An 18681-nucleotide genomic window follows, 5' to 3' on the forward strand; every position below is an offset into this window, starting at 1 on the left:
CCCCATCGCTGGTCGTGTGGGCGGGAACTAAACCGCCCTCTGCGAGGCGACCTCGTAGGCGATGAGACGGCGATCGGAAACCCCGAATTCCGGCCAGGCCGCCCGCCAGACGGCCAGATGCAGCGTGGCGAAGTGGGCGTCCAGGGCGGCCTGATCGCGCCAGGCTTCGAACACCCGGATCAGGCCGGGCTCGGCCACGTCCTCGGCATAGGCGTACTCAAGACAGCCATCCTCTGCCCGGCTGGCCTCCAGCATGGCCAGCATGTGCGGTCGAAAGGCGTCCAAGCGCTCAGGCGGAACGCGGATCGTCCCGGCGATGACCAGGCTCACGCCCGTTCCAGCCAGGGCGTGTCCAGGGCCCGAGCGCTCTCATAGACGTCGATATCGGGCGCCTTCTGCAGGGTCTCGCCGATGGCGTCGAGGCCGTTGAGCATCTTGTGCTTGCGGCTGGGATCGATCTCGAAGTCATAGACCCGGCCGTCCGGCGCGGTGACCGTCTGGGCCGCCAGATCGACGCTGATCACATGATTGCCGCCACGGGCCTGGGCCATCAGGTCCTCGACGGCCTGGGCCGGCAGCACCACCGGCAGCAGGCCGTTCTGGAAGCAGTTATTGTAGAAGATGTCGGCGAAGCTGGTGGAGATCACGCAGCTGATCCCAAAGTCCAGGAGGGCCCAGGGCGCATGCTCGCGGCTCGAGCCACAGCCGAAATTGTCCCCGGCGATCAGGACGCCCGCGTCCTTATAGGCCGGCTGGTTCAGCACGAAGTCGGGCTTTTCGCGGCCCGCCTCGTCGAAGCGGAAGTCGTAGAACAGGCCCTTGGACAGGCCGATCCGGTCCACCGTCTTCAAGAACTGCTTGGGGATGATCTGGTCGGTATCGATGTTGGAGAGCGCCAGGGGGGCGGCCTTGGCGTCGATACGGGTGAACGGCTTCATCGATCAGTCTCCGGAGGCGCAAGCGGCGCGCTCTGCTGAATCATCAGGGCCGGCAGGCCCGGGGCGCCCGCCCGCACGGTGAACACCTGGGTGCCGGGCTTGCGGCCCCGGCGCAGGTCAGACACATCCCAGCCCCCGGCGGCCAGACGGGCGTGGACGGCGGCGGGGTCATCCACCCGCCAGGCCAGGCCGCCGAACCTGTCCGGGGCGTCCGAGACGGGCGCCTTGAGGCTGGCGCCGATCTCCACCAGGGTCTCGCCGCAGCGGAAGAAGAGCTGCCGCGCCCCCCAGTCGGGATTGGACCGGTCGAGCCGAAGGTCCAGGCCGAGCTTGGCGCCGTATATGGCCAGGGCTCGGTCGGGATTGGGGGTATGGATGACCACATGATCGAGCGCGCTGACCGCGGCGGCCTCCCCATGGGTCGCCTCCGACAGGGGCCAGGGCTGGCCATCCCGGGGCGGTGCGGCCAGCAAGAGGCTGAGGCCGGCCGTGGTCTCAGGGTCCAGGCTTGATGTGGTCCAGTAGCGTTTGCGTCCATCGGCGTGGACGGTGCGGATCGATCCCGGATCGCTGGCCCCGATCCCCCGGCGACGGAGCCGGGCGGCGGCCTCGGCGATGTCGGGGGTGGTGAAGGCCAGCGCCCAGACGCCCTCGCCGTGGGCGTCAAGATGGGCGGCGATGGCCGCGCCGAAGCCGCCTTCGCCGTCCGGCGAGATCAGGTCCAGCGCCATGTTGGGCAGCTGGAACCAGGCCTGACGGACCCCGCCCTCGGCGCCGATCCAGTTGCAGGCCCGCCCCAGCAGTCGCGTATAGGCGTCCACCGCCTGATCCAGGTCGCGGACCACCAGGGCCACATGGTCGAGGCCTGCGATCATCAGATGAAGTCGCGCACGTCGGTCAGATGTCCGGCGATGGCCGCTGCCGCCGCCATCGCCGGGCTGAGCAGGTGGGTGCGCCCGCCCCGGCCCTGACGACCCTCGAAATTGCGGTTGGAGGTCGAAGCGCAGCGCTCGCCCGGCGCCAGGCGGTCGGGGTTCATGCCCAGGCACATGGAGCAGCCGGGCTCGCGCCAGTCGAAGCCCGCGGCCTTGAAGATGGCGTCCAGCCCCTCATCCTCGGCCTGAGCCTTCACCAGGCCAGACCCCGGCACCACCATGGCCCGCACATGGGGGGCCACCAGCCGGCCTTCCAGGAAGGCCTTCTGCACCACGGCGGCCGCAGCCCGCAGGTCCTCAATCCGGCTGTTGGTGCACGAGCCGATGAACACCCGGTCGATCTTCGCCTCGGTGATCGGCTGGCCGGCTGTCAGGCCCATATAGTCGAGCGCCCGTTCGGCCGAGGCGCGCTTGTCCGGCGTAGCAAAGCTGGCCGGATCGGGCACCCGCCCGTCGATAGGCATGACGTCCTCTGGGCTCGTGCCCCAGGTCACCAGGGGGGCGATCTGGGCGGCGTCCAGGACGATCTCCCGGTCGAAGACGGCGTCCTCGTCGGTGAAGAAGCTCTTCCAGTGGGCGACGGCCATGTCCCAGGCCGCGCCCTTGGGCGCAGCAGGCCTTCCGCGGATATAGTCGAAGGTGGTCTCGTCCGGCGCCACCAGGCCCGCCCGGGCGCCGGCCTCGATGGTCAGGTTGCACAGCGTCATGCGTCCTTCCATGGACAGCGCGCGGATCGCCTCGCCGGCATATTCGATCACATGGCCGGTGCCGCCGGCCGTGCCGATGGCGCCGATGACGGCCAACGCATAGTCCTTGGCGCCGACGCCGGGCGCGGGCGTCCCGTCGATGGTGACGCGCATATTCTTCGACTTGGCCTGGCGCAGGGTCTGGGTGGCCAGCACATGCTCGACCTCAGACGTGCCGATGCCCTGGGCCAGCGCCCCGAAGGCGCCGTGGGTCGAGGTGTGGGAGTCGCCGCAGACGATGGTCATGCCCGGCTGGGTGCGGCCCTGCTCAGGCCCGACCACATGGACGATCCCGTTCCGCAGATCGCCCATGGGGAAGTATTCGATGCCGTTCTCGGCGACATTGCGCTCCAGGGTCAGGAGCTGCAGGCGCGCCTCCTCGTCGGCCACGGCGCCCGCACCCAGGGCCTGGCCCTCGGTGGGCACATTGTGGTCGGCCACCGCCAGCGTGCGGTCAGGCCGTCGCACCGGGCGACCGGCGGCGCGCAGGCCGGCGAAGGCCTGGGGCGTGGTCACCTCATGGATCAGGTGCAGGTCGATATAGAGGATCGTCTCCCCGTCCCCTTCGGCGACGAGGTGAGCATCCCAGATCTTGTCATAGAGCGTCTTGGCGGCCATGGGCGGCTATGTAGGTGGGCGAAGGCCGTCCCGTAAAGGTCACACGCATCCTCACAGTCCCCACGATTTCGCCTGCTGCGGTTTCGGCCCGACGCCAAACCCGATAGGACGGGTCCCCATGAGCCTCGAGAGCGACCCGCAGGACGAGCGCGACCTCGACCGGGCGACCGCCCTGATGATGGTGGACTCCGCCGCCGCCACGGCGGTGACGGCGGTCACCTCGGGCATCGTGCTGGCCGCCTTCGCCCTCTATCTAGGGGCGTCCAACTCGGTCATCGGCCTGCTGGCCGCCCTGCCCTTCCTGACCCAGCTTATCCAGGCGCCGGCCGTGCCGCTGGTGGAAAAGCTGCGGCGGCGCCGGCTGATCGCCGCGACGGCCGCCTTCTGCGCCCGCCTGACCCTGCCGGTCATGGCCGCCATCGCGCTGTTGCCGCACAACGCCTGGAGCCTGACGGCCCTGGTGGCCGCCCAGGTGGTGATCGGCTCGCTGGGCGCAGTGACCAGCTGCGCCTGGAATTCCTGGGTGAGGGATCTGATCCCGGAGGAACGGCTGGGCGCCTTCACCGCCCGGCGCACCGTGATCGCCACCGGGGTGACCCTGAGCGTGACCATCCTGGCCGGGGTGGCCCTGGATCAGGTGGCGGTCGCCAACCAGGGCCTGGTGTTTGCGGCCTTCTTCGCCGTGGCCTTCATCCTGGGCATGATCAGCGTGGCCGCGCTCGCCCGCACGCCAGAGCCCCCCATGCCGCCGCCGGCCGCAGGCGTGAACCTCTACCGCCTGCTGCGCGCGCCCCTGCGCGACAGCAACTTCCGCCGGCTGATCCTCTTCCTGTCGAGCTGGCAGTTCGCCGTGAACCTGGCGAGCCCGTTCTTCACCGTCTATTTCGTCACCCAGCTCAACTATCCGCTGACCTTCGTCATGACGCTCAGCGTGGTCAGCCAGATCGCCAATATCGGGGTCCTGAAGTTCTGGGGGCAGCTCAGCGACCGGTTCTCCAACAAGTCGGTGCTGGCGGCTGCGGCGCCTGCCTACATCCTCTGCATCGCGGCCACGGCGCTCACCTCGCAGATCGACGACCGCCAGCTGGCCGGCGCCTATCTGATCGCCCTGCACGTGGTGTTCGGCGCCGCCGCCGCCGGGGTGGGCCTGGCCACCGTCAATATCGCCCTAAAGCTGGCCCCCCGGGGCGGGGCGACGGCCTATATCGCGGCCAACACCCTGATCACCTCCATGGCCGCCGCCGCGGCCCCGATCCTGGGGGGCCTGTTCGCGGACTTCTTCGCCGCCCGGGAGCTGGAGCTGCTGATCCGCTGGTCCCGGCCGGGCGAGGAGCTGGACGTGCTCCACCTGGCCTTCAACAATTGGGACTTCTACTTCCTGATGTCGGCCCTGCTTGGCCTCTACGCCCTCCACCGTCTGACCCTGGTGCGCGAGGAAGGCGAGATCGAGCACAAGGAGATGGTCCAGCAGATGATGACCGAGGCCAGGCGGGTTGTGGCCAACCTGTCGCCGGTGGCCGGTCTGAAGATGATGCACGCCTTCCCGGCCGGCCGGCTGATGGAGCGCCGCCGCCGCCGGCGGCCCGAGCGAGAGGCCGAGCAGCAGGCCCTGGCCGAGGCTGCGGCGGAAGAGGCCGACGCCGAAGGCGCGCCGGCCATCTAAGCGACGCTAGGCTCGCCGAACATTGTGCGGCGAAGCTGTAATCCCCATCATCTACCCATGCCGACGATCACCGCCGCCGACTGGGACCTGTTCCAGAGCCTGCACGCCGTCCTTGAGACGGGAAGCCTGTCCGCCGCCGCCCGGGTCCGGGGCGTCGCTCAGCCGACCATCGGCCGGCACATCGAGACCCTGGAGCAGCGCCTGGGCTCACCGCTCTTCCTGCGCTCTCCCCGGGGGCTGCAGCCGACGGAGCTGGCCCAAGAGCTTCGCCCCCGGCTGGAGGACATGGCCGCGGCCGCCGCGGCCGCCATGCGCGACGTGGCCGGCGCCGCCGCCCAGACCGGTGGCACGGTGCGGATCACCGCCAGCGAGATTGTCGGCTGTGAGATCCTGCCGCCGATCCTGGCCGCCTTCCACGCCGCTCACCCGACCATTGAGGTGGAGCTGACCGTCTCCAACCGGCAGGCGGACCTGGCCCGCCGGGACGCCGACATCGCCGTGCGCATGACCAGGCCGACCCAGAACTCCCTGGTGGGCCGGCGTATCGGGATGATCACCCTGGGCCTCCATGCTGCGCCCGACTATGTGGCGCGCCACGGGCTCCCGGCCGATTTCGACGCCCTGGAGGACCACGCCATGGTGGGCTTCGATGGAACGGCGCCCAAGCTCGAGGGGCAGGTCGATATCGGCCGGCCGATCACCCGGGACCTGTTCGTGTTCCGCAGCGACAGCGACGTGGCCCAGCTGGCCGCCCTGCGGGCGGGTCTGGGGATCGGCGCGTGCCAGACCTTGCTGGCCCGCCGCTATGGCCTCGTGCCGGTGCTGGCCGACCGCTTCCAGATCAATATGGAGATGTGGGTCTGCATGCCGGAGGGCCTGCGCACCACCCGCCGCATGCGGCTGATGTTCGACCATCTGGTGGCCGCCCTGTCTGAGGATCTGCGCGAGACCCGTGGGCCCGACGCAGAAAGGGCGGCCGCAGAACCTGCGGCCGCCCTTAAGGCGTCGATCAGAACCGTCGAAGCTTAGGCTTCGGCGTCCTTCTTCTTGGGGGCGTGAGCCGCGGCCGAGGCCTCGGCGCGAGCGTTGCGTTCGACCTTCTCGGCTTCGCGCTCGGCCGGGGTCATCTGGCGCTCGGCGATCCGCGCCGACTTGCCGCGACGATCACGCAGATAATAGAGCTTGGCCCGACGGACGACGCCGCGGCGCTTGACCTCGACGGACTCGATCATCGGCGAGAGGATCGGGAAGACCCGCTCCACACCCTCGCCGAAGGAAATCTTGCGGACGGTGAAATTCTCGTCGACGCCCTCGCCGGAGCGAGCGATGCAGACGCCTTCATAGGCCTGGACGCGCTCGCGCTCGCCTTCCTTGATCTTCACGTTGACGCGGACGGTGTCGCCCGGGCGGAAGTCGGGGAAGTTGCGGGCGGACTTGAGGCGATCGGCCTCTTCCTGGCGTAGCTGCTGGATCACGTTCATCGGTTCAATTCCTTTGTCACTGGGCTTTACGCGCCCTTTGCCTGTTGATTGGCGAGATGCTGCGCCCACAAGTCCGGCCGCCGCTCCCGCGTGGTCTCTTCCCGCTGCTGCGCCCGCCATTTGGCGACCTCAGCATGGTGCCCAGAAAGCAGCACCGGCGGGATGTCGCGCCCTTCGAACGTCCGCGGTCTCGTATACTGCGGATGCTCCAGGAGCCCGTCCTCAAAGCTCTCTTCACTCAAACTCAGCGCTTGGCCCAACACACCGGGCACAAGACGTACGCACGCCTCGATGGTCAGCATGGCCGCCACCTCGCCACCGGCGAGGACGACGTCGCCCACGGCGACCTCCTCGAACCCCCGGGCGTCGAGCACCCGCTGGTCCACCCCCTCGAACCGACCGGCCAGGACGATGACGCCCGGACCAGCAGCCCATGCCTTTGCACGCGCCTGGGTCAGGGGCTGACCCCGGGCGCTCATGTACAAAAGCGGCCGCCCTCGCCGCTCCACGCTGTCCAGCGCCGAAGCGATGACGTCCGCCCGCATCACCTGTCCAGGACCACCGCCTGCAGGGGTGTCGTCGAGGAAGCCGCGCTTATCCTTGGAAAAGGCGCGAATGTCCACTGTTTCCAACGTCCAGAGCCCCTGTTCGCGCCAGGCGGTTCCGATCAGGGAAACCCCCAGCGGACCAGGAAAGGCCTCGGGAAACATGGTCAGGACGGTGGCGTCGAAGGACATGGGCCCATCTGCACCAGCCGGCAGGCAAATGCCAAGGCCCCGGCGGCGCCTTGCCGCGGCGGGCCTCAGCGGTTAAGCCCTGGCGCTTTCGCACCTGCAACATACGATAAGTCATTATGGACAGCCCCGAAATCCTGCCTGACACCCTGGCGCTGGAGCGCATTGAGCAGAACCTGTTCCGGGGCGTGAGTCCGCAGAGCGGCCCTCCCCGCATCTTCGGCGGCCAGGTGATCGCCCAGTCGCTGCTGGCGGCCTATGAGACCGTCGAAGAGCGCATGTGCCACTCGCTGCACTGCTACTTCATCCGGCCCGGCGACCCGCGCATCCCGATCCTGTTCGAGGTCGACCGCTCCCGTGACGGCGGCACCTTCACCACCCGCCGGGTCGTCGCCATCCAGAACGGCAAGCAGATCTTCAACCTCGCCGCCTCCTTCCAGGTGGTGGAGGACGGCTTCGACCATCAGGCGCCCATGCCCAAGGTTCCTGGTCCGGACGAACTGCCCACCGAGGCGGAGTCCATGAAGAAGGTGGCCGACAAGATGCCGCCGGAAATGCGCAAGATGATGTCGCGCCCGCGGCCCATCGAGATGCGCGGCCGCGACGCCTTCGGCTTTGGCGGAAACACCAAGCCCACCGAGGGCAAGTCCGACGTCTGGATCCGCGCCACCGGCGCCATCGGCGATGATCCGCGGATGCACCAGGTGATCCTGGCCTATGCGTCTGACATGAACCTGCTGTCCACCGCCATGCGCCCGCACGGCGTCGCCTGGCAGACGCCGGGCCTGCAGTCGGCCAGCCTCGACCACGCCATGTGGTTCCACAAGCCGTCCAACTTCAACGACTGGCACCTCTACACCCAGGACAGCCCCTCGGCGTCCGGCGGCCGCGGCTTCGTGCGCGGGGCCCTCTACACCCAGGACGGAACCCTGGTGGCCTCGGTCGCCCAGGAAGGCCTGATGCGGATGCGCAAGGGCGACTGAGGGGGCTAAGGGCTGGGCGCGCCGATCCACCCCTATCCCGTCATGGCCCGGCTTGACCGGGCCATCCATGAACGCCGGATCTGGCCGCGGTGTGCATGGACCCTCGGTCAAGCCCGACGGATAGAAAAACTCCCTACTCGGTCTCTTCCGGCGGGATGGCGATCAGCTTGCCCTCGGCCAGCTTCACCTCAGGCACGTTGTCGCGGGTGAAGGGCAGCCACCAGGAGGGGCCGCTGGCGGGCTGGACCTCAAGCAGGTCGCCGGCGCCGAAGTCCTGCACGGACTTCACCTCGCCAAGCCGCTCGCCCGCCGGCGTCTCCACGACAGCCCCGATCAGATCGGTCAGATAGAATTCGTCCTCCTCCGGGGCCGGCAGGGCCTCCCGGGGGATGAACAGGCGCAGGCCGCGGGCCGCCTCGGCCTGCTCGCGGGTCTCGATCTCCTTGGCGCGGGCGACCACGCCGCCCTTGACGGGCCGGGCGCTGGTGATCGTCAGGGCCGGCGATCCGTCCTGGCGCAGCAGCGCCTTGAAGGCGCCCAGCGACATGGGGTCTTCGGTGAAGGTGGTGATGCGGAGTTCGCCGCGCACGCCGAAGGCGCCGGCCACCCGGGCCACCTGGATCAGCTTGTCGGGCATGTCGCCTTCGCGTCAGAGGGTCGTGTCACCCCCCGCCCGTCACCTTCGGGCTTGGCCCGAAGGTCCATGAACACCAGCCCCTCGAGAATGGGCGTCGTCAGTGTGCATGGATGGTCGGGTCAAGCCCGACCATGACGGAGGAGATGTGAGAGCGGCTCTTAGCCTTCCTTGGCGTCTTCGGCGGCCGGCTCGGCGGGCGCCTCTTCGGCGGCGGCGGGCTCTTCAGCCGCCGGGGCCTCAGCGGCGGGCTCTTCAGCGGCGGGGGCTTCGGGCTCGGGCTCGGGCGCCGGCTGGGCGGCGGCCTCGGCTTCGGCGGCGGCGCGGTCGGCCTCGCGCTGGGCGCGCTCTTCAGCCCGCTCCTTGGCCTTGCGGCCCGGCTCGGCCTTCTGCGGGTTGTTGCCGTGCTCCCACTTCACCAGGCCCTGCTGGGACAGGAAACGGGCGACGCGGTCGGTGGGCTGGGCGCCCTTCTTGACCCACTCCTCGATGCGCTCGATCTTCAGGACGACGCGGTTGGGGTCGTCCTTCTTGAGCAGCGGGTTATAGGCCCCGACCTTCTCGATGAAGCGGCCGTCGCGCGGGGCGCGGCTGTCGGCGACGACGATCGAGTAATAGGGGCGCTTCTTGGCGCCGCCACGGGACAGACGAATCTTGAGCATGGATGTTCCTTGTGAGCTCTAGGATTTCTTGAAGGGATTGATGCCTGGCGGCAGACCGCCGCCAAGGCCGGGAAGTTTGGGGAGGCCGCCGCCGAGGCCGCCCATGCCGGGGCCGCCTAGACCGGCGAGGCGGGCCTTGGCCTCCTCGATCTCCTGCGGGCTGGGGGCCTTGCCGCCGCCCATGGCCTTCATGCGGGCCATATCGGCCCCACCGCCGCCGGTGAGCATGCCCGCCATCTTGGCGAAGCCCTTGCCCCCGTCGCGGCTCATCATCTTGAAGGCGTCGGCCATCTGGCGGTGCTGTTTCAGGAGCCGGTTGACCTCGGCCACATCGACGCCGGCGCCCTTGGCGATACGGCGCTTGCGCGAGGCCTGCAGGATGTCGGGCTTCTTGCGCTCGGCCTTGGTCATGGACGAGATGATCGCGGCCTGACGGTCGAGGGTCTTGTCCGAAACATTGGCCTCGGCCATCTGCTTCTTCATCTTCTGGACCCCGGGCAGGAAGCCCATCAGTCCCTCCATGCCGCCCATCTTCTTCATCTGGGCGAACTGGTCGGCCATCATGTCCAGGTCGAACTGGCCCTTGGCCAGCTTCTTGGCCATGACCTCGGCCTTGGCCTGGTCGAAGTCCTGGGCCGCCTTCTCCACCAGGGCGACGACATCGCCCTGGCCCAGGATCCGGCCGGCCACCCGGCGGGCGTCGAAGGCGTCCAGGCCGTCGATCTTCTCCGAGACGCCCAGGAACTTGATGGGCAGGCCGGTGACCGCGCGCATGGACAGCGCCGCGCCGCCGCGGCCGTCGCCGTCCGACCGGGTCAGCACCAGGCCCGTCAGGGGCAGGCGTTCATGGAAGGCCTTGGCGGTGCGCACCGCGTCCTGGCCGGTGAGCGCATCGGCCACCAGCAGGGTCTCGGACGGATTGGCGATCCTGGCGATCTCGGCCGCCTCGGCCATCATCGCCTCGTCCAGAGTCGTGCGGCCGGCGGTGTCGAGGATCAGGACGTCATAGCCCTGCAGCTTGGCGGCCGAGAGCGCCCGCCGGGCGATATCCGGCGCCGATTGGCCAGCCACGATCGGCAGGCTGTCGACGCCGGCCTGGGTCGCCAGGGTGGCCAGCTGCTCCATGGCCGCGGGACGGCGAGTGTCCAGCGAGGCCAGCAGCACCTTCTTGCGCTCGCGGGCCAGGCGCAGGGCCAGGCGGCCGGCCGTGGTGGTCTTACCCGAGCCCTGCAGGCCGGCCATCATCATGACGGTGGGGGGATTGAGGGAGAGGTTCAGCCCCTGAACCTCATCGCCGCCCAGCATCTCCACCAGGCCGTCATAGGTGATCTTGATCACCTGGTCGGTGGGACGGACCGAGCGCAGCACCTCTTCGCCCGAGGCGCGCTCCTTGGCCTTGGCGATGAAGTCGCGGACCACCGGCAGGGCCACATCGGCCTCCAGCAGGGCGATGCGGACCTCGCGCAGGGCCTCGTCGATGTGCTTTTCAGACAGCACGCCGTGGCCCGACAGACGGTCGAATACCCCGGAAAGCCGTTCAGAAAGTGCGTCGAACATTCCATCTCCCATGGGGTGACGACGTCACGCCCGCTTGTCTTCCGGCTCCATGGCGGCCTGCAAGCAGGAAACCATGAGCCCAAACGCGATCAACCCCCGTGGACGATCACGTCGACGGGGGGCCTCGCCGCCCTCGTCCCATATGGTGATGGGGGTCGTGGCGGGGGAGGGCGCTGACCGAGGTTGCGCCGGAAGGGCGCGCTTATGCGCCTGTGGATGCTTTAGGTCAAGATCGGCGGGGCCGGCCGGGTCCGGGGCAGGGCGGCCGCGGCCCGAGCGAGATCGGTGATCGCGTCCCAGTCGCCGGCCGCCACGGCGTCCCTGGGCGCCACCCAGGAGCCGCCGATACAGGCCACATTGGGCTCGGCCAGATAGTCCGGCGCCTTGGCCGCATCGATCCCGCCGGTGGGACAGAAGACCGCCTGGGGGAAGGGGCTGGCCAAGGCCTTCAACAGGCTGACCCCGCCCACGACGCTGGCCGGGAACAGCTTGAAGGCGGTGAAGCCGTGGGCCATGCCCGCCATCAGCTCGGTGGCCGTGGCGATCCCTGGCAGCAGGGGAATGGGGCCGTCCAACCCCTCGCCGGGGATCAGGCCGGGGCTGACGGCGAAGCGGGCGCCGGCCCGGGCGGCGGCCTGGCGGGCGGTGGCCGAGGTGACCGTGCCGGCGCCGACCACGGCGTCCTCCACCTCGCCAGCGATGGCGGCGATGGCTTCGAGGGCGGCCGGCGTGCGCAGGGTCACCTCAAGGGCGAACAGGCCGCCCCGGGTCAGGGCGCGGGCCAGGGGGACGGCGTCGGCGGCGTCCTCGATGATCAGCACCGGCACCACCGGGGCCAGGGCCATGATGTCGTCCAGAGTCACAGGCGCACCCCTTCCAGCTGGGTCAGCTCCCGGCTGCAACCCACCAGGGCGGCAAAGGGATGGGTGATCAGATAGGTGGGGATTTCCCGCACATAGTCGGTGAGACGGCCCTTAGCCTCAAAGCGGTCCCGAAAGCCGCCGGACATCAGGCGCTCGACCATCCTTGGCGCGATGCCGCCGCCCACATAGACCCCGCCGCGCGCGCCATAGGTCAGGGCCAGGTCCCCGGCCACGCCGCCGAGAATGGCGCAGAAGCGGTCCAGGACTTCAGCGGCGGTCTCATCGCCCCCTGCAGCGGCCTCCACCACGGCGCGCTCATCGGCGAGTCGGGGTATGCGACCCGCCATGTCCTCCAGCGCCAGATAAAGGTCGTAAAGCCCCTGGCCCGACAGCACCCGCTCCACCGACACACGGCCATAGAGCCCCTGGAGCCGTTTCCAGACCTCGACCTCGACGGCGTCATGGGGCGCGAAACCTGCATGACCGGCTTCCGTGGCCACGGCGATGTCCACATGCTGTGAGCGCGCCACCGCGCCGACGCCAAACCCCGTGCCGGGCCCCATCACCACGATGGGGCAGGTGGAGGCCCCGCGCAGATCAGGTCCGATCTGGCGGAGATCGGCGGGCGCCAGCACTGGCGTAGCCATGGCCTGGGCGGCGAAGTCATTGATCAGCTTGATGGCGTCGAAGCCGAAGCTGGCGATCAGGTCAGTTTCCGAGACCTGCCAGTCGAGATTGGTGAACTCGATCTCCCCGTCCACCACAGGTCCGGCGACGGCCACCACCGCCTTGGCGGGGCGCCGCTTGCCGGCGGTCTCCTCCAGATAGTCGGCGATGATCTGATCCAGGCCGCTGTAATTGGCGCAGATATAGGTCTTGGTGTTGCGGAGATGGCCCTCGCCATCGACCAGGGCGAAGCGGGCGTTGGTGCCGCCCACATCTCCCACCAGGCCGGCATAGTTCGCGCCCATCAGGCCACCTCTTCGAACAAGGCCGAGGCGCCCGCCTCGGCGGGACCGGCGGCCCGACGCATCCAGCCAAACAGCTCCCGGCCAAATCCCCGGGCGTGAACCGGCGCCTGGGCGGCCGGTCGGGCCGCCAGGACGGCGGGGTCGACCATGAGTTCCAGCCGGCCCTGTAGCGCATCCACCAGGATCATGTCTCCATCCTGCACCTTGGCCAGGACGCCTCCGTCGGCGGCCTCAGGGCTCACATGGATGGCGGCCGGCGCCTTGCCAGAGGCGCCCGACATCCGCCCGTCGGTGACCAGGGCCACCTTCAGGCCCCGGTCGAGCAGCAGGACCAGGGTCGGCGTCAGGCTGTGCAGCTCGGGCATGCCGTTGGCCTTGGGGCCCTGGAACCGCACCACGGCCACGAAATCCTCCGTCAGCTCCCCTCGCCGGAATGCCTCCAACAGGTCCTCCTGGTCGTCGAACACCCTGGCCGGGGCCTCGATCACCAGATGCTCGGACTTGACCGCCGAGGTCTTCATCACCGCCCGGCCGAGGCCTCCGGCCATCAGGCGCAAGCCCCCCTCCGGCTGGAAGGGGTCATCGATGGGTCGCAGGATGTCGCGGTTGAGGGACTGGGTCGGCCCCTCTCGCCAGACCAGGGCGCCGTCCTCCAGGAAGGGCTCGCGCTGATAGGCCCGAAGGCCCCCGCCCCCCACGGTCACAACGTCCTCGTGGGCGAGGCCGGCGTCCAGCAGCTGGCGGATGACAAAGGCCATGCCGCCGGCCGCCTGGAAGGCGTTCACGTCCTCTGACCCATTGGGATAGACCTTGACGATCAGCGGGACGACCCGGGACAGGTCGTCGAAATCGGCCCAGGTCAGGAGGATCCCCGCCGCCCGGGCGATGGCCACCATGTGCAGGGTGTGATTGGTCGAGCCGCCGGTGGCCATCAGCCCGACCATGGCGTTGACCATGGCCTTCTCGTCGACCACCTGGGCCATGGGCGTATAGGCCTCGGTTCCGGCGATGATCTCCACCGCCCGCTGGGCGGCCGCCGCCGTCAGGGCCTCGCGCAGGGGGGTGTTGGGATGGACGAAGGCCGCGCCCGGCAGGTGCAGGCCGGTCATTTCCATCATCATCTGGTTGGTGTTGGCCGTGCCGTAGAAGGTGCAGGTCCCTGGCCCGTGATAGGACTGCATCTCGGAGTCCAGCAGCTCCTCGCGGCTCACCTTGCCCTCGGCATAGAGGCCGCGCACCCGTGCCTTTTCGGCGTTGGAGAGCCCCGAAGTCATCGGCCCTCCGGGGACGAAGATCACCGGCAGGTGTCCGAAGGCCAGGGCGCCCATGGTCAGGCCCGGCACGATCTTGTCGCAGATCCCCAGCATCAGGGCGGCGTCGAAGGCGTCGTGGGACAGCGCGATCCCCGTCGACATGGCGATCACGTCCCGGGAGAACAGGGACAGCTCCATGCCTGGCCGGCCTTGGGTCACCCCATCGCACATGGCCGGCACCCCGCCCGCCACCTGAGCCGTCGCGCCCACGGCCTCGGCGGCGGCGCGGATCACGTCGGGAAACCGCTCATAGGGCTGATGGGCCGAGAGCATGTCGTTATAGGCCGTGACGATGGCCAGGTTGGGCGCCATGGGATTGCGCATCTTCGCCTTGCCCGCCTCGGGCAGGGCGGCGAAGGCGTGGGCGAAGTTGGCGCAGGACAGCTTGGCCCGCCCGGGACCGGAGCGCTGGGCGGCGTCGATCTGGGCCAGATAGGCGGCCCGGGTCTCGCGACTGCGGGCGATGATCCTGTCGGTGACCTCGGCGACGACCGGATGAATGGGCATGGCGGCTCCTTCAGGGCGTCCAGAGAACCCGCACGGGAACGCGGGCCTGGGTCAAGAGGGCGGCGACCGGCAGATCGGCGCCGTCGCAGGCGCGCTCGACAACCTGCCGTTTTTCCGCCCCGGCGATTAGAATGAGAATGGCCTGAGAGTGTAACAACGCCCCCAGGGTCAGGGTGATCCGCGGCAGGGGCGGATCGCCAATGGCCTGGTCGAAACCCAGGCACAGCCGCCGCCCCTCCGGCGCCATGGCGGCCTCAAGCCCGACGGCGCCCGGGATGAGCGAGGCCACATGGCCGTCCGGCCCCATACCCAGCAGGGTCATGTGAAACGGCGCCAGAGCCGCGATGTCCGGCTCAGCGGCCTCAGCGCAGGCGACGGCGTCAGGCGCCTCCCGCCACAGGGGGACGAAGCGGGCGGCCCGGGCCTCCCCCGTCAGCAACCGCGACGCCACCAGCGCCTGGTTGGACGCCGGGTCGTCTGGAGGCACGAACCGCTCGTCCGAGAGGGTGATATCCACCTGGCTCCAGTCCAGGGGGATCTGACTGAGCCGGTCATAGATCAGTCCCGGAGAGCGCCCGCCGGTGACCACCAGCCGACCCCGCTCGCCCTGCGCGACGGCGGCGGCGAGGGTGTGGGCGACAGCGCCGGCTGCGGCGTCCGCCAGAGCCTCTGGTGTGGCGAATGTCTCGATCATGGCTTCTTCTAGTCCCATCGCCGCTTCGGTGCAGCCCACCTCAGGCGGAACCTTCCACCCCGTGGCCGGTTCCTAGGAGTCAGCACGTCGCAGGCCACGACGCGCCGCCTCCGGCCTTCGCCTCTGGCTAGCCGCCTAGGAGACGCGTCATGCGCATTGCGCAGGTTTCGCCCTTGTACGAAGCCGTACCCCCCCGGTTCTATGGCGGAACGGAACGGGTGGTCGCCCACCTGACGGACGCCCTGGTCGACCTGGGCCACGAGGTGACCCTGTTCGCGAGCGCCGAGGCCCGCACCAAGGCCCGGCTGATTCCCGTGCGGGACGAGGCCATCCGCCTGGACCCAAGCCCGCTGAAATCCGATCTGGCCGCGCACATGAATGCGCTGGCCCAGGTGAGGGCCTTGGCGGACGACTTCGATCTGATCCACTTCCACACCGACATGATCCACTTCCCCTTCTTCGGCGACATGGCGCATCGCACCTTGACCACCCTGCACGGACGCCTGGACCTGAAGGATCTTGCGGGCGTCTATGACCAGTGGCGGGACTTCCCGCTGGTCTCGATCAGCGATCACCAGCGGCTGCCCCTGCCGGGCGCCAACTGGGCCGGCACCGTGCATCACGGCATGGATGAGGGGCTCTATCGCTTCCACCCGGAGCCCGGGCGCTACCTGGCCTTCCTGGGCCGCATCTCGCCGGAAAAGCGGCCGGACCGGGCCATCGAGATCGCCATCGGCGCGGGGGTTCCCCTGCGGATCGCCGCCAAGGTCGATGCGGCGGATCGGGACTATTATGAGGGCCGGATCAGGCCGCTGATGGACCACCCCCTGGTGACCTATGTGGGCGAGATCGGCGACGTGGAGAAATCGGCCTTCCTGGGCGGGGCCCAGGCGCTGCTGTTTCCCATCGACTGGCCCGAGCCGTTCGGCCTGGTGATGATCGAGGCCATGGCCTGTGGCGCGCCGGTGATCGCCTATGACTGCGGTTCGGTGCCCGAGGTGCTGGAGCCGGGGGTGACGGGCCTGATCGTCCGCAGCCAGGCCCAGGCCATCGCCGCGGTGGCGCAAACCGCCCGCTACGACCGGGCGGCCATCCGCGCCCGCTTCGAGGCGCGCTTCTCGGCCCGGGCCATGGCGCAGCGGTATCTCGATCTGCACGCGGTCCGCGCCGCAACGCGGACCCTGGCGCCGACGGCGCCGGACCTTACCCTCGCCGCCAGCGCCTGAGTGACCATGGACGATCTTGCGCCTGACGCCCTCACCAGCACCGGTGAAACGGGCGAGTCCCGGTCGCCGAACCGGCTCTACGCCCTGAAGGACCGGGACACCTTCATGGTCTGCGACGCCTTTGGCGACGTCACCGGCGATGGCGACGGCCTGTTCCACAACGACACCCGGATTCTCTCCCGGTTCCGCCTGATGTTGGGCAGCGCCAAGCCCTCGCTGCTGTCTGCGGCCATCGGGCAGGATAATGTCTTCTTCTCATCCCACGGCGCCAACCAGGCCCTGCCCTTTCCGGGTGGACCGGTGGGGCCGCCTGGGGTCTTGCACGTCCAGCGCCGCCGCTTTCTCTGGGATGAGCGGCTCTTTGAGAAGATCAGCATCGTCAATTACAGCCGGGACGTGGTGCTGGCGCCCCTGACCCTGGAGTACGGCGCCGACTTCCGGGACATGTTCGAGGTCCGGGGGGCGACCCGACCCAGGCGCGGGGTCTTCCGCCCGCCGGTCTGCGACGGTCGTTCAGTCCGCTTTGGCTATGAAGGCCTGGACCATGTGGAGCGGGCCAGCATCCTGGCCTTTTCCGACGCGCCCTGGCGGATCAGCGCCCAGAAGGCCGAGTTCATGTGCAGCCTCAATCCGGAGGGGCATTTCGAGCTCTATATCGAGGTCGGGGCTCATGGCGGGCCGGTCCCCAGCCGGGAACGGTTCAATGAGGCCGCCATCCGCGCCCGTTGGGATATGAGACGACGGCGCCGGCATGGGGCGCGGCTGCGCAGTTCCGGCCGGCTGTTCAATGAGTGGCTGGACCGCTCAAGGTCGGACATCGCCTTGCTGACCACCCGGCTGGAGACCGGTCCCTACCCCTATGCCGGCATTCCGTGGTTCTCCACCGCCTTTGGGCGGGACGCGATCATCACCTGCCTGCAGCTACTCTGGTTTGCGCCTGGCCTGGCCAAGGGGGTCTTGACCTATCTGGCCGCTCACCAGGCCGAGGAGGTCTCCAGTTTCCGGGACGCCGCCCCGGGCAAGATCATGCACGAGACGCGCAAGGGCGAGATGCCGGCGGTCGGCGAAGTGCCCTTCGCCCGCTACTACGGGGGGGTCGACACCACGCCCCTGTTCATCGTCCTGGCCGGCGCCTATGCCGAGCGGACCGGGGACTATGAGCTGATCGACGCCTTGTGGCCGGCGCTGAAACGCGCCGTGGCCTGGATCGAGCGGTTCGGCGACTCCAATGGCGATGGCCTGATCGACTATGCCCGCGGCGAAGACTCGGGCCTGTCGAACCAGGGCTGGAAGGACAGTGAGGACTCCGTCTTCCACGCCGACGGGCGGTTCCCCAAGGGGCCGATCGCCCTGGTCGAGGTCCAGGGCTACGCCTTCGCCGCCTTCAGGACCATGGGGGAGCTGGCTGAGCATCGGGGGGACCTGGAGGCCGCCCACCTGTGGCGCGACCGGGCCGAGCGGCTGCGGATCGCCGTGGAAGAGCGCTTCTGGATGCCCGACCGGGGGTTCTATGGCATCGCCATCGACGGGGCCGGCGAGCTATGCGCCGTCGAGGGCTCAAACCCCGGCCACCTGCTGTTTGTCGGCCTGCCGGCGCCCGAGCGGGGCAAGGCTGTCGCCCAGCATCTGCTGTCGGGCGGCTTCTCCACTGGCTGGGGGCTACGGACCCTGGCGGCCGGCGAGGCTCGCTTCAATCCCATGTCCTACCACAACGGCTCGGTCTGGCCCCACGACACCGCGCTCTGCGTCCAGGGCCTGGCCAATTACGGGGAGCGGGACGGGGTGGTGCGGCTGATGTCGCACATGTTCGAGACCGCCGCCCATTTCGAGATGCGGCTGCCCGAGCTGTTCTGTGGCTTCCCCCGGGGGGCCGGCGAGCCGCCGGTGGCCTATCCGGTCGCTTGCCTGCCCCAGGCCTGGGCGGCCGGCGCCGTCTTCATGATGCTGCAGGCCTGCCTGGGCGTGAAGGTCGACGGCGCGGCCCGGCGGGTCGAGATCACAGACCCTCGCCTGCCCATCGGCATCGACCGTCTGCGGGTGGAGGACCTTCGGGTCGGCCCGCACAAGATCAGCCTCGTCTTCGAGGACGTGGACGGCAAGGTCGTGGTGCGCTGGCCGCCGGTGGACGGCGTCCGGGTCGTGGTGCGCTGAGCGCC

At 69.3% G+C, this 18681-nt stretch carries 18 protein-coding genes; 5 read left to right on the forward strand and 13 right to left on the reverse strand.

Going from position 1 to position 18681, the window contains the following annotated elements:
* Positions 1 to 27: 27 nt before the first annotated feature.
* The 4 genes from Q8N19_RS13355 to leuC are packed head-to-tail and all read right to left on the reverse strand — an operon-like array spanning position 28 to position 3237.
* Positions 28 to 330 carry a putative quinol monooxygenase gene (locus Q8N19_RS13355; RefSeq protein WP_305591432.1) on the reverse strand — a complete coding sequence of 101 codons (303 nt, stop codon included), beginning with the start codon at positions 328 to 330 and terminating at the stop codon, positions 28 to 30.
* Positions 327 to 938, reverse strand: coding sequence for a 3-isopropylmalate dehydratase small subunit (gene leuD, locus Q8N19_RS13360; protein ID WP_305591434.1), 612 nt, complete (start codon positions 936 to 938; stop codon positions 327 to 329). Before leuD ends, Q8N19_RS13355 begins: the two co-directional genes overlap by 4 nt.
* Complete coding sequence (locus Q8N19_RS13365) at positions 935 to 1813, reverse strand: VOC family protein (RefSeq protein ID WP_305591436.1); 879 nt, start codon at positions 1811 to 1813, stop codon at positions 935 to 937. The genes leuD and Q8N19_RS13365 overlap by 4 nt, the downstream gene beginning before the upstream one ends.
* A complete protein-coding gene (gene leuC, locus Q8N19_RS13370) occupies positions 1813 to 3237 on the reverse strand; it encodes a 3-isopropylmalate dehydratase large subunit (protein ID WP_305591438.1) in 1425 nt (474 codons plus the stop codon). Before leuC ends, Q8N19_RS13365 begins: the two co-directional genes overlap by 1 nt.
* 118 nt (positions 3238 to 3355) lie before the next feature.
* On the opposite strand from leuC, the gene Q8N19_RS13375 reads away from it, so the two are divergent.
* Both Q8N19_RS13375 and Q8N19_RS13380 read left to right on the forward strand, forming a co-directional pair.
* Entirely contained in the window at positions 3356 to 4900 is a 1545-nt protein-coding gene (locus Q8N19_RS13375; protein ID WP_305591440.1) for an MFS transporter, read from the forward strand.
* Positions 4901 to 4957: 57 nt separating this feature from the next.
* Entirely contained in the window at positions 4958 to 5929 is a 972-nt protein-coding gene (locus Q8N19_RS13380; RefSeq protein ID WP_305591442.1) for a LysR family transcriptional regulator, read from the forward strand.
* On the opposite strand, the gene rplS is transcribed toward Q8N19_RS13380, so the two are convergent.
* Both rplS and trmD read right to left on the reverse strand, forming a co-directional pair.
* Positions 5926 to 6381 carry a 50S ribosomal protein L19 gene (gene rplS / locus Q8N19_RS13385; protein ID WP_305591444.1) on the reverse strand — a complete coding sequence of 152 codons (456 nt, stop codon included), beginning with the start codon at positions 6379 to 6381 and terminating at the stop codon, positions 5926 to 5928. The genes Q8N19_RS13380 and rplS overlap by 4 nt on opposite strands.
* 26 nt (positions 6382 to 6407) lie before the next feature.
* Positions 6408 to 7118, reverse strand: a complete 711-nt coding sequence (gene trmD / locus Q8N19_RS13390; RefSeq protein ID WP_305591446.1) for a tRNA (guanosine(37)-N1)-methyltransferase TrmD — start codon at positions 7116 to 7118, stop codon at positions 6408 to 6410.
* Between the two features lie 116 nt (positions 7119 to 7234).
* Between trmD and tesB the strand changes: the two genes are divergently transcribed.
* Positions 7235 to 8098 (forward strand): acyl-CoA thioesterase II, encoded by an 864-nt coding sequence (tesB, locus tag Q8N19_RS13395; protein WP_305591448.1) that lies wholly within the window; start codon positions 7235 to 7237, stop codon positions 8096 to 8098.
* Between the two features lie 133 nt (positions 8099 to 8231).
* Here the strand turns inward: tesB and rimM are convergent, their stop codons facing one another.
* The 7 genes from rimM to pgl form a co-directional block, all read right to left on the reverse strand.
* Positions 8232 to 8735: a ribosome maturation factor RimM gene (rimM, locus tag Q8N19_RS13400; protein ID WP_305591450.1), complete on the reverse strand. Its 504-nt coding sequence runs from the start codon at positions 8733 to 8735 to the stop codon at positions 8232 to 8234.
* Between the two features lie 158 nt (positions 8736 to 8893).
* Entirely contained in the window at positions 8894 to 9394 is a 501-nt protein-coding gene (rpsP, locus tag Q8N19_RS13405) for a 30S ribosomal protein S16 (RefSeq protein WP_305591452.1), read from the reverse strand.
* Between the two features lie 18 nt (positions 9395 to 9412).
* Complete coding sequence (ffh, locus tag Q8N19_RS13410; RefSeq protein ID WP_305591454.1) at positions 9413 to 10951, reverse strand: signal recognition particle protein; 1539 nt, start codon at positions 10949 to 10951, stop codon at positions 9413 to 9415.
* Positions 10952 to 11172: 221 nt separating this feature from the next.
* Positions 11173 to 11814 (reverse strand): bifunctional 4-hydroxy-2-oxoglutarate aldolase/2-dehydro-3-deoxy-phosphogluconate aldolase, encoded by a 642-nt coding sequence (gene eda / locus Q8N19_RS13415; protein WP_305591456.1) that lies wholly within the window; start codon positions 11812 to 11814, stop codon positions 11173 to 11175.
* Positions 11811 to 12785 carry a glucokinase gene (gene glk, locus Q8N19_RS13420; protein ID WP_305591458.1) on the reverse strand — a complete coding sequence of 325 codons (975 nt, stop codon included), beginning with the start codon at positions 12783 to 12785 and terminating at the stop codon, positions 11811 to 11813. The genes eda and glk overlap by 4 nt, the downstream gene beginning before the upstream one ends.
* A complete protein-coding gene (edd, locus tag Q8N19_RS13425) occupies positions 12785 to 14599 on the reverse strand; it encodes a phosphogluconate dehydratase (RefSeq protein ID WP_371133859.1) in 1815 nt (604 codons plus the stop codon). Before edd ends, glk begins: the two co-directional genes overlap by 1 nt.
* A 16-nt stretch (positions 14600 to 14615) precedes the next feature.
* The gene (gene pgl, locus Q8N19_RS13430) at positions 14616 to 15299 is read right to left on the reverse strand and encodes a 6-phosphogluconolactonase (RefSeq protein WP_305591462.1); all 684 of its coding nucleotides are present in this window, start codon (positions 15297 to 15299) and stop codon (positions 14616 to 14618) included.
* A 149-nt stretch (positions 15300 to 15448) separates the two neighbouring features.
* Here pgl and Q8N19_RS13435 point away from each other — a divergent pair, with 149 nt between their 5' ends.
* Both Q8N19_RS13435 and Q8N19_RS13440 read left to right on the forward strand, forming a co-directional pair.
* A complete protein-coding gene (locus tag Q8N19_RS13435) occupies positions 15449 to 16525 on the forward strand; it encodes a glycosyltransferase family 4 protein (RefSeq protein WP_305591464.1) in 1077 nt (358 codons plus the stop codon).
* 6 nt (positions 16526 to 16531) lie between these two features.
* Positions 16532 to 18676: an amylo-alpha-1,6-glucosidase gene (locus tag Q8N19_RS13440; protein WP_305591466.1), complete on the forward strand. Its 2145-nt coding sequence runs from the start codon at positions 16532 to 16534 to the stop codon at positions 18674 to 18676.
* Positions 18677 to 18681: the final 5 nt, after the last annotated feature.

The sequence above is a fragment of the Phenylobacterium sp. genome, assembly GCF_030693405.1.
In the GTDB taxonomy this organism is placed as follows: Bacteria; Pseudomonadota; Alphaproteobacteria; order Caulobacterales; family Caulobacteraceae; genus Phenylobacterium.